At 72.5% G+C, this 14,929-nt stretch carries 14 protein-coding genes; 5 read left to right on the forward strand and 9 right to left on the reverse strand.

The features are described 5' to 3' along the window. Positions 1–33: 33 nt before the first annotated feature. The 3 genes from OG395_RS28750 to OG395_RS28760 form a co-directional block, all read right to left on the reverse strand. Complete coding sequence (locus OG395_RS28750; RefSeq protein WP_327245510.1) at positions 34–1,488, reverse strand: flotillin family protein; 1,455 nt, start codon at positions 1,486–1,488, stop codon at positions 34–36. Between the two features lie 53 nt (positions 1,489–1,541). Beyond that, complete coding sequence (locus OG395_RS28755; protein WP_327245511.1) at positions 1,542–2,051, reverse strand: hypothetical protein; 510 nt, start codon at positions 2,049–2,051, stop codon at positions 1,542–1,544. A 106-nt stretch (positions 2,052–2,157) separates the two neighbouring features. Then, entirely contained in the window at positions 2,158–2,643 is a 486-nt protein-coding gene (locus OG395_RS28760) for a peroxiredoxin (protein ID WP_327249492.1), read from the reverse strand. Between the two features lie 556 nt (positions 2,644–3,199). On the opposite strand from OG395_RS28760, the gene OG395_RS28770 reads away from it, so the two are divergent. Together OG395_RS28770 and OG395_RS28775 are read left to right on the forward strand one after the other, a co-directional pair. After that, on the forward strand, positions 3,200–4,918 hold the full coding sequence (locus tag OG395_RS28770; protein ID WP_327245512.1) for a SpoIIE family protein phosphatase: 1,719 nt from the start codon (positions 3,200–3,202) through the stop codon (positions 4,916–4,918). 38 nt (positions 4,919–4,956) lie between these two features. Next, entirely contained in the window at positions 4,957–5,346 is a 390-nt protein-coding gene (locus OG395_RS28775) for a YunG family protein (RefSeq protein WP_327245513.1), read from the forward strand. 43 nt (positions 5,347–5,389) lie between these two features. On the opposite strand, the gene OG395_RS28780 is transcribed toward OG395_RS28775, so the two are convergent. Beyond that, positions 5,390–6,238 (reverse strand): GNAT family N-acetyltransferase, encoded by an 849-nt coding sequence (locus OG395_RS28780; RefSeq protein WP_327245514.1) that lies wholly within the window; start codon positions 6,236–6,238, stop codon positions 5,390–5,392. A gap of 49 nt (positions 6,239–6,287) precedes the next feature. Next, entirely contained in the window at positions 6,288–7,691 is a 1,404-nt protein-coding gene (locus tag OG395_RS28785; protein ID WP_442818610.1) for a hypothetical protein, read from the reverse strand. A gap of 162 nt (positions 7,692–7,853) precedes the next feature. Between OG395_RS28785 and OG395_RS28790 the strand changes: the two genes are divergently transcribed. Continuing rightward, a complete protein-coding gene (locus tag OG395_RS28790) occupies positions 7,854–9,206 on the forward strand; it encodes a molybdopterin-dependent oxidoreductase (RefSeq protein ID WP_327245515.1) in 1,353 nt (450 codons plus the stop codon). 337 nt (positions 9,207–9,543) lie between these two features. Here the strand turns inward: OG395_RS28790 and OG395_RS28795 are convergent, their stop codons facing one another. The 3 genes from OG395_RS28795 to OG395_RS28805 are packed head-to-tail and all read right to left on the reverse strand — an operon-like array spanning position 9,544 to position 11,758. After that, positions 9,544–10,383, reverse strand: a complete 840-nt coding sequence (locus tag OG395_RS28795; protein ID WP_327245516.1) for a class I SAM-dependent methyltransferase — start codon at positions 10,381–10,383, stop codon at positions 9,544–9,546. After that, positions 10,380–11,027 (reverse strand): TIGR04282 family arsenosugar biosynthesis glycosyltransferase, encoded by a 648-nt coding sequence (locus OG395_RS28800; protein WP_327245517.1) that lies wholly within the window; start codon positions 11,025–11,027, stop codon positions 10,380–10,382. Before OG395_RS28800 ends, OG395_RS28795 begins: the two co-directional genes overlap by 4 nt. Then, positions 11,024–11,758 carry a glycosyltransferase family 2 protein gene (locus OG395_RS28805; protein WP_376336696.1) on the reverse strand — a complete coding sequence of 245 codons (735 nt, stop codon included), beginning with the start codon at positions 11,756–11,758 and terminating at the stop codon, positions 11,024–11,026. The genes OG395_RS28800 and OG395_RS28805 overlap by 4 nt, the downstream gene beginning before the upstream one ends. Before the next feature lie 114 nt (positions 11,759–11,872). Here OG395_RS28805 and OG395_RS28810 point away from each other — a divergent pair, with 114 nt between their 5' ends. After that, positions 11,873–12,658, forward strand: coding sequence for a response regulator transcription factor (locus OG395_RS28810; protein WP_327245519.1), 786 nt, complete (start codon positions 11,873–11,875; stop codon positions 12,656–12,658). Continuing rightward, positions 12,655–13,806 (forward strand): sensor histidine kinase, encoded by a 1,152-nt coding sequence (locus OG395_RS28815; protein WP_327245520.1) that lies wholly within the window; start codon positions 12,655–12,657, stop codon positions 13,804–13,806. Before OG395_RS28810 ends, OG395_RS28815 begins: the two co-directional genes overlap by 4 nt. Here OG395_RS28815 and OG395_RS28820 read toward each other — a convergent pair. Beyond that, positions 13,796–14,857, reverse strand: a complete 1,062-nt coding sequence (locus OG395_RS28820) for an NAD-dependent epimerase/dehydratase family protein (RefSeq protein ID WP_327245521.1) — start codon at positions 14,855–14,857, stop codon at positions 13,796–13,798. The genes OG395_RS28815 and OG395_RS28820 overlap by 11 nt on opposite strands. Positions 14,858–14,929 lie beyond the last annotated feature (72 nt).

Raw genomic sequence — 14,929 nt, forward strand, 5'->3', positions numbered from 1 at the left:
TCACCGCCGGGCACGTGGGGGTCGGGAACGGCGTCAGTCGGTGATCTCGATCTTGCCGTTGGCCGATGCCGATGTCGTGGCCGGTGCCTGCGCCGGGATCTCCGCTGCGGTGTCCGAAGCCGACCCGCCCTTCAGGTTCTTCAGCAGTGCTGCCAGGTCGACGCCCGTCGTGGCGGTGAGGAGTTCCATGCCCTGCGCGACGTTGTCCGCGACCGTGCGTGACAACTGGCTCGCACCGTCCGTCGAGATGACCGTCATCTTGTCGATGGCGCTGAGCGGTTCGGCGGCCTTGGCGACGACGTGTGGGAGCACCTCGACCAGCATCTGGAGTACCGCCGCGTCGCCGTACTGGGCGAACGCGTCCGCCTTCTTCCGCATGGCCTCGGCCTCGGCCGCGCCCTTCGCGGCGATGGCGGCGGCTTCCGCCTCGCCCTCGATGCGGACGGCGTCGGCGAGCGCCGAGCGGTGGAGCTTCTCGCCCTGACCGGTGAGGCGGGAGCGCTCCGCGTCCGCCTCGGCTTCCTTGACCTGGGCGATGCGGCGGGCCTCGGCCTCCTGCTCGGCCTGGTAGCGGGCGGCGTCGGCGGGCTTGCGGACCTTGGTGTCGAGTTCGCGGTCGGTCAGGGCTGCCTGGCGCTGGGCGACCTTCTCCTGCTCCTCCAGGACTTCCTGCTGGCGGGCGGCCTCGGCGAGCGGGCCGGCGGCGTTGGCCTTGGCCGCCGCCGCTTCCGTCTCGGCCTTGATCTCGGCCTGCTTGAGGTAGAACGTCCGCTCGGCGATGGCGATTTCCTCGGCGGCCTTCAGGCGGGCCTGTTCGGACGCGCGCTTGGCGATCGCCTCGGCGATGTCCGCCTCCTGCTTGGCGCGGGCGGCTTCGGGGCGGCCGAGGTCTTCGAGGTAGGAGCCCTCGGTGGTGATGTCCTGGATCTGGAAGGCGTCCAGGATCAGACCCTGGCCGGAGAGGCTGGCCTCGGCCTCCTCCGCGACCTGGCCGGCGAACGCGGCGCGGTCGCGGATGATGTCCTCGACCGACATCCGGCCGACGATGGCGCGCAGGGCGCCCGAGAGCACCTCCTGGGTGAAGCCGACGATGCCGTCCTGCTGCTGCAGGAACCGCTGGGCGGCGGCCCGGATCGCGTCCTCGTTGCCCCCGACCTTGACGATCGCGACGCCTTCGAGGTGGGACTTCACACCGCGCAGGGTGACGGCCCCGCGCACGGCGACCGGGATGTGCCGGCTGGAGAGGTCCAGGGTGAACTTCTGCTGCACGAACGGGACGACGAAGACGCCGCCGCCGACGACGACCTTCTGCCCGCTGTTGTCGATGCTGGTGCGTCCGGTCACCGGGTCGGTCGACTTCTTGCCGCGCCGTCCCGTGATGATGAAGGCCTCGCTGGGCCCGGCGACCTTGTAGCGGGTGATCACCACGAGGCCGAGGAGTACGAGGAGTACGACGACTCCGACGACGGCGGTCACAACTGGACTCATAAGGGGTCCCCTCTGCCTCCCGATCGGGGACGGCGGCTTGGTTCAGTGGGTGGTCATCGCTCGACGGGGCGGACCGCGACCGAGGTGGTCGAGAGGGTGGCCTCCACCCAGATCTCGGTGCCGCGCTCGACCGGCACTGGGCTCTTCGCCGCGAGTTTCACGGGCTGGCCCGCGAGCCGCAGCAGGACCTCGCCGTACCCGTCGGCGGGGATGGCCGTGACGACGGACCCGGACGTGCCGACGAGATCGTCGCCCCGTGGTGTTGCGGCGGTCTGGTCGCGCATCAGGGCGCGGCTGAACTTCCAGGTCAGCCATGCCGCGACCAGTCCGGCGACCAGTCCGGCCGCGGTCGCCGCGACCGTACCGGCACCCGTGGTGCCGAGCACGATCGCGCCGCCGAAGCCGAGCATCGAGAGGAATCCGGCAATGACGGGGAGGGACAGGAGGCCGTCGAAGAGCCCGTCGAGTACGCCCCCGAAGAGCCCTTCGAGGATTCCGTCGAAGATCAGGGAGAGGGCGAGGAGTACGACCCCCGCAATGCCCAGACCGAGAAACAAGGTCATGTGATCCCCTTTCCCGATCTGGGAAATCCCCCGGATATGTCCGTCGAGCTGGCTGGATGATCCCATACACGCTCGGTCCGTGACATTGCCGGGGTCCGGCAATCTTTTACTCGTTCTTGATGCCGGAGATGTGGTCGGCGAGCGTGTCCAGCGACTGGAAGGTGGCCCCGAGGACCGCGACGTGCTTCCACCGCAGCACGCCGTCCGGCCCGATCAGGAACACGGCTCGGCGCACCCCGATCCCGGGCGCCGTGATCCCGTATGCCCGGGCGATCTCCCGCCCGGTGTCCGCGAGCAGCGGCATCCGCAGACCGTAGGTGCGCGCGAACGACTCGTGACTGTCCACACCCTGTGGACTGATTCCCCAGACCTCCGCGTCGAGACCGGTGAAGGTCTCCATGCCGGAGGAGTACGAGCAGAGCTGCTTGGTGCAGACCGCCGTGTTGTCGCCGGGGTAGAAGGCGAGGACGACGGTACGGCCCCGGGCGTCCGAGAGCGTGTAGTCGCGGCGTTCGAACGTGTCTCCGGCGAGCGTTCCGCCCGGCAGTGTGAAGTCCTGGACGGGCTGGCCGACTTGTGGTGACGATCCCATGGCGGTCCCTTTGCGTGCGACGGGTGTGCGGCGTTCGGCGGTGTTCCGGTACAGCATGCTCGGTGCGGTGGTGGCTTCCGCGACCAGGAGGTGGGTATGGCGGATCGGCGACCACCTGTGGCGGCTGCGGTACTCCTCCTGCACGGCGGGCGCGAGACGGGTCCGGGGCCGCCCCCGCCCGGGCCGTTGAACCTCCCGGCCCTGCGCATGCGGCCGTTCGCACGGGCCGTGATCCGGGCGCCCCGGGACGGGCCCGTCGATGTGGCGGTACGGGACGTGCGGTACGGACACCTCGGGTGGAACGGGTCCCGGGGGACGCCCTGCACGATGCCGTACGGGTGCGGTGGGCGGGTTCGCCGACGCTTTCACGGTCTGCGCGGCGGCGGCCGGTGCCGGCGCGGTCGTCGTGGTGGGACTGGTGCCGCGGGGGAAGCCGGAGACGGCGGGCGGGCCGCACGTGCACTGAAGCCTGCTGTGCGGATGCGGGGCGGGGCGCGGCGGACGACGATGAAAACCGGGTGGTCGGGTGGTCCGGGCCCCGCCCCAGGAGGGTCTCTTGCAGGCCGATGCGCACGCCGACAGCCCGCCACCGCTCGACCTCGCAGTCCTGGCGGCGCTGCTCGACGGCACCACGGCAGGGGTGGGCGTCCTCGACACCCGGCTGCGCTACCTGTACGTGAACCCGGCCCTCGAACGGCTCAACGGCATTCCCGCCGCCGAACACCTCGGCCGCACCGTCTCCGACGTCCTGCCCTACGTCGACGCCCGGGAGGACATGATGCGGGCGGTCCTCGCCGACGGGAAACCCCGCGAGATCACGTCCAGCGGCTTCACGCCCGCGGCGTCCGGTACGGTCCGGCGGTACTGGCACGGCGCATACCACCGGCTGGAGGTCGAAGGGCAGGTGGTCGGCGTCGCCGGGATCGTGCTGGAGGTGATGGCGTCGGACAGGGAGCAGCGCGCACTGGAACGGGCGCGACGCCACCTCAATCTTCTCGACTCCGCGGTCACCCGGATCGGTACCACGCTCGACATGGACACCACCTGTGCGGAGCTCGTCGACCTCGTCGTCCCCGCGCTGGCCGACATCGCGACGGCCGAGGTCTTCCCGCCCGACGTGGCACCTCCCGTACGCCCCGCGCCCCCCGGCATGCTGCGGCTGCGCCGGGCCGCACTGGCGGCGGTCCCCGGGCTGCGGGAGGGGATGGCGGAGTTCGGGCTGACCGGCGAGTACATCGACTACCAGGACGGCGCGGCCGTACAGCGCTGCCTGGCGACCAACCAGCCCGTCGTCCAGAACCTCACCGGCGACGACCTGCTCGGCCGCTCGGCAGCCAGTCCGGGGCGGGTCGCCGCCTACCGCGCCCTCGGCATGCACTCGTCGGTCATCGTGCCGGTCGCCGTACGCAGCCGGCCGCTCGGCGTCCTCGGTCTGGTCCGGGCGGGGGACTCGCCGGCGTTCTCGGACGAGGACGTCGTCGTCGCCAGGGAACTCGCCGGACGGGCCGCGGTCGGTCTGGACCATGCCCGCCGGTACGCTCACGAGCACACCATCGCCCTGGAGCTCCAGCGATCCCTGCTGTCCGAGCCGCGCCCGCCGCACCCGCACATCGAGGTCGCCACCCGCTATCTGCCGGCCGACCGGAGCGTGATGGTCGGCGGTGACTGGTTCGACGTCATCCCGCTGCGGGACGGGCGCCATCTGAAGGCGATCGGCGATGTGATGGGGCACGGGGTGGAGGCGGCGGTCGCGATGAGCCACTACCGCTCCCTGCTGCGGCTGCTCGCCGACGACGAACTCCCGCCGCACCGCATCCTGGAACAGCTCGACCGGATGGTGGAGCGGTCGGGCCCGGACCGGGCGGCGACATGTCTGCTGGCGGTCGTCGACCGGTTCGGCGGGATGTGCGAGGTGGCGAGCGCGGGGCATCTGCCGCCGGTGTTCATCGACCCGGGCGCGGCGGGGACCTGGGTGGGCGACGTGCCGGCGGGGCCGCCGCTCGGCACCGGGTTCGGCGGGTATGCGACGACGGCCGTGGAGGTCGGTCCGGACACGGCGCTGTTCATGTACACCGACGGTCTCGTGGAGCGGCGGGACGAGGACATCGACGTATCGGTGCGCCGGCTGGAGCAACTGACCCTGCCGGTGGGCGGAAGCCTCGACGATCTGCTGGACGAGGTGCTGGAGAGGTTCGGTCCGGGCGCGGAGGACGACATCGCGGTGCTTGCCTCGCGGAGACGGACCCGGAACCGGATCGGGAAGGAGAGCGGGTAGCAGAAGCGTTGTCGGTGGGCCCTGCGGGGATCGGTGTCATGGAGACCTCGGAGCCGTTGCTGCTCGCCGATATCGAAGCGGCAGTCCGCGCCGGTTGGGGGGCCGACACGACCACGCCCGGCCACCGGCCGCACTGGAGGCCGGACAACCCGGCCCGGGACCAGTGCGGGGTCACCGCCCTGGTGCCGGGCGATCTGCTGGGCGGCGAGCTGATCCGCGGCGAGGTCCGGATCGACGGTGAGCGCACCGACTTCCACTGGTGGAACCGGCTGGGCATGGGCGTGGAGATCGACCTCACGCGGGAGCAGTTCGGGCCGGAGGAGATCGTCACCGGTGGCACGGTGATACCCCGGCCGGCGGAGATCGTACGGCTGCGCGAGGAGTACGAGCTGCTCCGCGGCCGGGTGCTGGACCGGCTCGGGCGGTAGGGGGCGGACAGGGGCCATGGGCGGCGGTCAGGGCGTCCGTCGGTCAGCCGAGTTCCAGGCTGGTGATGCCGAACAGCCCGGTGTGGTCGACGTCCGGCGTCGGACCGGTGTACATGCGGGCTGTCTCGAACGACGGGGTGAGACCCAGCTGCTCGGCGAGTCGGACCGCCGCCGGATTGATGTCGGGTACATCGATGGCGATCTCCGTCTCCGGGTCAGTGGCCGAGAGGGCGCTCACCAGGGCGGCGGCCACCTCGGGCGACGTGGCGTGCAACGGGCCGATGCGTGACGACGTACGGCACGGTCGCAGCACCGCGAAGCCCTGCACCTCCCCGTCGGCCACGGCGGCGAGAGCGGTGCGCATGGGGGCGGCGATCCACGGGGCCAGAAAACTGTCGCGCTCGGCGGGGAAGTAGCGGCGGTCGAAGGCGGCCAGCCGGTCGAAGGGGAGCGACCGGGCGTCGACGAGGGAGACACCGGGCGGTGCGGTGATGTCCGTCGGCGGCAGCCCGACCCGGCGCATGTTCGTCCACGCCGGACGGAAGCCGGATTTACGGTAGTTGGACTGCTGGGCGACGACGCCGTCGAGTCCGACGTTGCGCCCGGCGAGCCGGTTCATTCCGGCGTGCCAGACCTGGGTCCCGTAACCCTGGCCGCGCAGTTCCGGGCGGGTGAGATAGAAACCCAGGAAGCCGAAGCCGGAGCCGTAACGGATCACGGAGACGGAGGAGACGGGCTCGCCGTCGAGTCTGCCGATCAGAAAGCCGCGCGGGTCGGTGGCGAAGAAGGCGTGGCTGTCGGTGCGGCCCGGATTCCAGCCCTCGGCGTGGGCCCACTCACCCAGCATGTCGATGTCGGCGGCGCTTGCGGTGGTGATCTCGAATGTCGGCACGGGGCAACCTGTACCCCTGTGCGTGATCGGTTCAACGTCCCTCCCGACTTCACCACCCGGTCCAGAGCAGGTGGTTGACGAGCAGGGCCACGACCGCCTGCGCGGTCAGCCAGCCGCGCCGGGCGGACGGGGGAAGCAGGGCGGCGGCGGGCAGCAGCCAGAGGACGAACGGCTGCCAGATGCGTTCCGTCTCGGCCTTGCTCATTCCGGACAGATCCGCGACGAGGAGGGCGAGGAGCGCGGCCACGGCGAGGAGGCTCAGGCGCTGCGGTGCGGAGGTGGCGCCGGTGCGGACGGCGCGGACGGCGGAGGGGGCACCGGCCGCGGCCCGGCGGAGACCGGCGACGGTGGCGAGCCCGGCGGCGATCGTGGTGGCCGCGAGGTTCCCCCAGACCCAGTAGGCGTACGGACGGATCCCGCCCGCGCCCTGGTAGTAGCGCTGGACCAGCAGCCGGTACGCCTCCCACCAGTTGAAGCCCGCCAGGGTGAACGCGACCGGGACGACGAGAGCCCCGAGCAGGAGAAGCGGAAGGGGGCGCGCGGTACGGGCGAGGAGAAGGACGGCGAGGAGCAGGAGCGCGATGAGCGTCAGGCCGTACGAGAGATAGCAGGTCAGGCCGTAGAGGAGGCCGGAGGCGAGGGCGGCCGCGACGGCACGGCCCGGCCGGGTGGTCCGGCGGGTTGCCGCCAGGGCGAGGAGGGCGACCGACCACGCGGCGACCGCGGCGAACCAGGCGTCCGCCGAGGCGCCGGTCCAGACCGCCATCGGTGCGAGGACGAGGAACGGGGCGGCGCGGCGGGCGAGGTGTTCGTCGGCGAGGGCGCGCACCGTGATCAGGGCGGCGACGACCGCGGAGCCGCCGAACACGATGCACCAGACACCGGCCCAGCCGCCGCCGCCCAGTCCGATCCGGTCCAGCAGCACGAAGGTGAGCGTGGCGCCCGGCGGATGACCGGCGACATGGGCGGGCCAGTTGCCCGGGGGACCGATCAGGATGTGCGTGTCGAATCCGCGCAGCGCAGCGCCGATATCGTCGAAGCGACCGATGACCCGCAGGTATTCATGCTTCGTGGTGAGCCGCTCGGCGATGCCCCGCTCCCACCCGTCGATCATCGCCAGGGAGAAGATCCAGCCGAGGGAGGCGACCCACGCGGTTGCGAGCAGACCGCGCCAGGGCAGCCGGTCGGCGAGGACCGGCCCGTACGCGACGACGGCCGCGGCGACGACCACGGCGGCCGGGGTGCCGGGGCCGGTGTGCGGGTACCAGGACGCCAGCAGGGGCGGCCAGTGGACGAAGAGGCTGCCGTCGGCGTTCTGGATGGCCCGGCCGATCAGCACGGCGGCGGTGACCAGCAGGACACCGGCGGCGGCGGCGATCAGGTCGAGGCGTCGGCCGGTGGCGCGCCGGCCGGCGGTGCGCTGCTCGCGTTTCACGTGCTCCTCGGTCTTCACACAGGCACGCTATGCAAGGCGGGGCGGTGACGGGCAGTGCCACCGGGGCGCGTCATCGAACTGTCAGATCTTGGCCCGGTTGGCGGTCATCGGGAGTGACGTCAGAGTTTCGTCAGGAGTCGTACGCGCTCCGGCTCGAGGCCCCGGGCTTAGCGTCGGGACATGGACGACAGGCGTCACAACAGAGCGTTCCGGTTCCCGTTCCGCTTCGGTGGGGCGGGCCGTGCCGGGCCATCGGATGACGGACCGTCCACGGGGCGGGTTCCGGCCGTTCTCGAACGGCTCCGGACCACGGACCGGCTGCCCTCCTCCCCCGGGTTCTGGCGCAGCCCCGTGCGCGGCGTCCGGTTCACGGCGGTGCTCGGGCTCGTCCTCCTCGTCGGGCTGACGCTGGTGTTCGTGACGGGGCTGCTGTCGTACGCCGCGTACAACCCGGATCTTGCGCCGGTCAACGACAAGACGCCGGGCAAGGGGGTGCTGGGGTTCTACCTGTTCGCCTGGCCGACCGGACCGCACTGGCTGTACCGGCTGACACAGGGGCTGCACGTCACGGGCGGCATCGTGCTCGTACCGGTGCTGCTGGCGAAGCTGTGGTCGGTGATCCCGAAGCTTTTCGCGCTGCCGCCGGCCCGGTCGGTGGGGCACGCCCTGGAACGGGTGTCGTTGCTGCTGCTCGTCGGCGGGGCGCTGTTCGAGTTCATCACCGGGCTGCTCAACATCCAGGTGTTCTACGTGTTCCCGGGGTCGTTCTACACGCTCCACTTCTACGGGGCGTGGGTGTTCTTCGCCGGGTTCGTCGCCCATGTCGGGCTGAAGCTCCCACGGGCCGTACGGGTGCTGCGCAGCGGTGAACTGCGCGGTGAGAACGATGAGCTGGCGGCCCCCGCCCCCGATGCGCCGACCATCTCCCGGCGCGGCGTCTTCGCCATAGTGGGCGCCGGGTCGCTTCTCCTGCTGGTCACCTCTGTGGGCCGGAGCTTCGACGTGCTGCGCGGCACCGCACTCCTCACCCCGCGCGGGGTCGCCGACCCCGGGACGGGGCCCAACGGCTTCCAGATCAACAAGACGGCCGCGTCCGTCCGGATCACTCCGGCCGACACGGGTGAGCGGTGGCGGCTGACCGTCAGCGGACCCGCCGGAGATCTCGCGTTCACCCGGGAACAGCTTCTGGCCATGGACCAGTACAGTGCCGCGTTGCCGATCGCGTGCGTGGAGGGCTGGTCGACCGCGGACCAGTGGTGGCGCGGGGTGCGGCTGCGGGATCTGGCGGCGCTCGCCGGGTATCCGGACCGGCCGCCGGGGGTGTTCGTGGAGTCCGTGCAGCGCAGCGGGCCGTTCCGGAAGGCCGCGCTCCGCGACAACCAGGTGCGAGACCCGCGCTCGCTGCTGGCGCTGGAGGTCAACGGCGAGACGCTGTCGCCGGACCACGGGTACCCGGCGCGGATCATCGTCCCGGCCGCGCCCGGCGTGCTCAACACCAAATGGGTGACCCGGCTGACGTTCGGAGAGCTGTGATGCGGAGGACGAACGGCCCGCGGTACGCGGCGTTCCTCAGGCGCTGGTACGGAGAAGGGCCGCTGCATCTCCTGCTCCTGGCCGCCACCTTCGCCCTCGCGGGCTACGCGGGTGTGCGGCTGCTGGAGGGGGACACGTTCGGTGTCGCGGTGTGGTTCGTCGGCTCCGCGCTGGTGCACGACCTCGTGCTGCTGCCGGTGTACGCGACGGCGGACCGGGGCGTACGCGCGGTTCTGGGACCGCGCTCCGGGCTGGTCAACTTCGTCCGTGTGCCCGCCTTTCTCTCCGGGCTGCTCCTGCTGATGTGGTTCCCGCTGATCAGCAGGAAGGCGACCCATTACAAGCCGGCGAGCGGGCTCTCCCCCGATGTGTTCCTCGGGAACTGGCTGCTGATCACGGCGGTGTTGTTCGCGGTGTCGGCGTTCTGGCTGGGCGTCCGGACTCTCCGGGTGCGGCGCAGGGCGATGAAGGGGCGGCCGTCCGACACCCACTGATCGACGGCCCGCCAGGCGTTCGGCTGCGCGTACCGGAGCAGGGCCGGGGTACCGAGCCGGGCCCAGGGAAACAGCGCGCCCCCGGTGGCGGCCCGGTCCTCGTCACCGGTCCCTTCCGGAGCGAGGCGACCGTCGTACAACCGGACCTGGACCCGTTCGTCGATGTCCAGCGGCGACGTCTCCGCGATGAGGAGCCCGCCGGGGGCGAGGAGATCCGCGGCGCGCAGCAGGAGACCGTGCGGGTCGCCGCCGATGCCGATGTTGCCGTCGATCAGCAGCACGGTGCCCCAACGGCCCTCGCCGGGAAGCGGGTCGAAGACGGAACGGTGCAGCGCCGAGCCGCCGATCCGGAGCGTGTGGGCGACGGCGGCGGCGCTGACGTCGATGCCGAGTGCGCGGTGGCCGCGGGAGGCCAGCTCCGCGACGAGGCGGCCGGGACCGCACCCGATGTCGAGGACCGGCCCTTCGCAGCGGCGCAGCGCCGACAGGTCGGCGGCGTCGGCCTCCGCACACCAGCGCTCGACGTCCAGGGGCAGCAGCCAGCCGTCCGTACGGCGGAGGAAGAGCGGACCGTGGCCGTTGCGCAGCGCATCGGCGTAGGGGTCGGTGGACCACGGGGCGAGGTCCTCCTGTTCGGAACCTGCCCTGCTCGTGGCGCCGCGGTCCGCAGCCGTACCGCTCATCGGGCCGCCGCCGCGGTCAGCCGGGCCAGCGCAGCGGCGAACTCCCCCTGCGGTGCGGCGGCGGCGACGTGCGCGGCGTCCGCCGCGGTGTCCACGTCCCGCAGCCGCGGCAGATCGCGCACGGCCAGTCCGGCGTCGACGAGACGCCGCCGCTGGACCGCACCGGTCTGCGGGACGGACATGGGCACGCCGCGCACCAGGGCCGGGTCGGGGGCGGCCAGGCCGAGTGCCCAGAAGCCGCCGTCGTCGGCGGGGCCGAACCAGGCGTCGCAGTCGTCCCAGGCGTCCGGGGAGAGCGCGGGTGCCAGATGGGCGGCGGTGATCTGCGGGGTGTCCATGCCGATGAGCAGGGCCGGACCGGTACAGCCGGCGAACGCCGCCGCGAGTCGCTCGTCGAGTCCGCCGGAGCTCTGCGCGACCACGTCGACGCCCGCCGGCAGCCAGGGTCCCGGCCGCCCGTCGAGCACGATTACGCGCCGTCGGGCGGGCAGCGAGAGCATCGTGCGCAGCGTGTCCCGGAGCGCCGCCTCGGCGAGCTGCGCCGCCTCGGCGGGGGTGAACGGCGGGGTGAGCCGGGTTTTGACGAGTCCCGGCAGCGGTTCCTTGGCGATGACGAGGAGGGCGGTCGGTCCGGGCACGCTCATCGGGACGCCTCCCGCCGGGCCGTCCCCGCGGTCGTTCGTTCCGGCGGCCTGTGCAGGACCGCGCGCATGTCCTTCACCGCATGCCAGGTCCCCCGCCAGGTGCCGGTCACCTTGGACCTGCCCGTACGCGGCAGGTACGGGACATCGGTCTCGGAGACCCGCAGCCCGGCGTCCGACGCACGCACCACCATCTCCAGCGGGTAGCCGCTGCGCCGGTCGGTGAGTTCCAGAGCCAGCAGGTCCGCCCGGCGCCCCGCCCGCATCGGGCCGAGGTCGTGCAGGCGCAGTCCCGTCCGGCGGCGCACCATCCGGGCCAGCGCCAGATTCCCGGCGCGGGCGTGCAGCGGCCACGCGCCACGGCCCTCGGGGCGGCGGCGCCCCAGCAGCAGATCGGTCTCGCCGTCGGCGATCCGGCGTACGAAGCCGGGCAGCAGACCCGGGTCGAGGGAACCGTCGCAGTCGCAGAAGCAGACGAACTCCGCCTCGGCGGCGAGCAGTCCGGCTTGGCACGCGGCGCCGAAGCCGCGTCGCGGCTCATGTACGACGGTCGCCCCGAGCGAGCGGGCGAGCTCCGCCGATCCGTCGGTGGAGCCGTTGTCGACGACGACGGCGCGCCAGCCGTCCGGGATTCGGCCCAGCACCCGGGGCAGCGCGGCGGCCTCGTCCAGACAGGGGAGGACCACGTCGGCGTGGGGGGAGAGGACGGAGTAGGAGTCGGTCACCCCGCTCACACTACGGAGCGAAAACCGGCATTTCGGGCTTCAGGTTCTTACGGAAGACGGACGTCGACCCTTCGGCGGACCGCCGAGTGCCCGACCCGGTGGCCGGGATGCCAAGGTGACCGTATGGAGAACATCCCGGACCCCTCGGGTCCCGGACCCGCCCCCGGCGGGCCGCGCGGCCATGTCCTCGTCGTCGACGACGATCCGACGGTCGCCGAGGTGGTCGTCGGCTATCTGGACCGGGCGGGTTACGACGTCCGGCGGGCCGGTGACGGTCCGTCGGCGCTGGAGTGCTTCGCCGGGCGCCGGCCCGACCTGGTCGTCCTCGATCTGATGCTGCCCGGCATGGACGGCTTCGAGGTCTGCCGCCGGATGCGGGCGCACGGGCCCGTGCCGGTCATCATGCTGACGGCGCGCGGGGACGAGGAGGACCGCATTCTGGGCCTGGAGACGGGCGCGGACGACTACGTCACCAAGCCGTTCAGTCCGCGTGAGCTCGTGCTGCGCGTCGACTCCGTGCTGCGACGGTCCGCGCCGCCCGCCGCGGGCTCCGCCCGGTCCCCGCTGGAGGGCGCCGGACTCCGTCTCGACCCGGCGGCCCGCCGCGCGACCCGTGACGGTCGTGAACTGTCCCTGACCTTGCGGGAGTTCGACCTTCTCGCATTCTTTCTGCGCCACCCCGGGCAGGTGTTCACCCGGGAGGAGCTGATGCGGGAGGTCTGGGGCTGGGACTTCGGTGACCTGTCGACGGTGACGGTCCATGTGCGGCGGCTGCGGGGCAAGGCCGAGACGGATCCGGGCCGTCCGAGGCTCATCCAGACGGTGTGGGGTGTGGGCTACCGCCTGGACCTGACTGGGGGGACGGCGGCCGAGGGGACGACGGCCCGGGGCGCGGCGGACGGCTCATGAGTGACCTCCTCCTCATCGCCCTCTTCGCCTTCCTGGGCGCCGCGGCAGCCGGACTGCTCGGCGCGCTGGTCCTGCGCCTGTTCCGGCACCGTTCGCTCGTGGTCTCGCTGACCGTCGTCGCCGCCGTCGCAGTGACCGCGATGCTCGCCGGGACCCTCGCGGTCGCCTGGGCGATGTTCCTGTCGCCGCACGACCTGGCCGTCGTCACGACCGTCGTCGCGATGGCCGCCGTGGTGTCCCTCGGCACCGCGACGCTGCTGGGACGCTGGGTGGCGGCCAGAAGCAGGGATCTGGCGCTCGCGGCCCGTTCGTTCGGCGACGGCGGTACGTTCGCCGCCCCCGAGGAACGGGCGACCGCCGAACTCGCCTCCCTGGCCAGGGAACTGGCGGCCACCAGCGCCAAGCTCGACAGCTCCCGGGAGCGCGAACGCGCACTGGAGACCTCGCGTCGCGAACTCGTCGCCTGGATCTCGCACGATCTGCGGACACCGCTCGCCGGGCTGCGGGCCATGTCCGAGGCGCTGGAGGACGGCATGGCCGAGGACTCCGGCCGCTACCTGCGGCAGATACGGACCGAGGTGGAGCGGATGAACGACATGGTCGGCGACCTCTTCGAACTCTCCCGGATCCACGCCGGATCGCTCACCCTGACCCCCGCCCGCATCTCCGTGTACGACCTGGTCGGCGACGCCCTCGCGGGGGCGGACCCGCTGGCGCGGGAGCACGGGGTCCGGCTGGTCGGCGACCGGATCGACCCGGTGCCCGTGGAGGTCGACAGCAAGGAGATGAGCCGGGTCCTGGGCAACCTCCTGATCAACGCGATCCGCCGCACCCCGGCCGACGGCACGGTCGCGGTGGCCGCGCAGCGCGCCGACGGCGCGGTGGTGCTGTCGGTGACGGACGGCTGCGGGGGCATCCCCGAGGAGGATCTGCCGCGGGTCTTCGACACCGGCTGGCGCGGCAGCCACGCGCGTACGCCTCCGGCGGGGGCGGGGCTGGGGCTGGCCATCGTGCGGGGGATCGTGGAGGCGCACGAGGGCCGGGCGGAGGTCCGTAATGTGAGGGGCGGCTGCTGCTTCGAGGTCACGCTTCCGGTGGCACGCCGGCCGGGCCGTCCGGAGCCGGAGCGGCCGCCGGTCAACCGGTAGCGACCGTCCCTCTCAACGCCGCCCCGGCGAACTCCTCCATCCCCTCCGCGAACCCCACCTCCGGGCGCCAGCCCAGTTCCTCCCTCAGCCGTCGCGAGTCCGCCGTCACATGGCGTACGTCTCCGAGCCGGTACCCGCCGGTGATCTCCGGTGCCGGACCACCGTGCGCGGACGCCAGCGCCGCCGCCATCTCGCCGATCGTGTGCGGATCCCCGCTCCCCGTGTTGTACGCGGCGAAACTCCCTGCCCCGCGTCCCCCCACGGCCTCCAGCGCCACCGCGTTCGCGGCCGCCACATCCCGTACATGGACGAAGTCCCGCCGCTGACCGCCGTCCTCGAAGACCTGCGGCGCCTCGCCCCGCTCCAGCGAGGAGCGGAAGAAGGAGGCGACCCCCGCGTACGGGGTGTCGCGCGGCATCCCCGGCCCGTACACGTTGTGGTAGCGCAGGGCCACCGCCTGGCCGCCCGTCGCCCGCGCCCACGCGGCGGCCAGGTGTTCCTGGGCGAGCTTCGTCGCCGCGTACACATTGCGCGGGTCGGTGGGCGCGTCCTCGCCCACCAGCCCCGGCGTCAGCTCCGCCCCGCAGTCCGGGCAGCGCGGCTCGAACCGGCCCGCCGCGAGATCGTCCACGGCCCGCGGCCCGGGCCGGATCCGCCCGTGCCGGGGGCAGTCGTACCGCCCCTCGCCGTAGACGACCATCGACCCGGCGAGCACCAGATTCCGCACACCGGCCGTGGCCATCTCCGCCAGCAGGACGGCGGTCCCGAGGTCGTTGCAGCCGACGTACTCCGGGGCGTCCGCGAAGTCCTTGCCCAGACCGACCATCGCGGCCTGATGGCAGACCGCGTCGACGCCCCGCAGCGCATCGGCCACCGCCGCCCGGTCCCGGACATCGGCAAGGATCAGCCCGTCCCGGCCGCCTGCGGCGCCCACGCCGTGCGCCGACTGCAGCAGCGCGTCGAACACCACCACCTCGTGCCTCCGCGCCGCCAGTGCCCCGGCGATGTGTCCCCCGATGAAACCGGCTCCGCCGGTGAGCAGTACACGCATGTCCGTCACGCTAGGGCGCGGCACCGGCTCGGGCCCGGCGCCGTGCGGGCACGTCACGGAATCGTCAGACCG

The sequence above is a fragment of the Streptomyces sp. NBC_01320 genome (assembly GCF_035974375.1).
GTDB classification, from domain to species: Bacteria; Actinomycetota; Actinomycetes; order Streptomycetales; family Streptomycetaceae; genus Streptomyces; species Streptomyces yanii.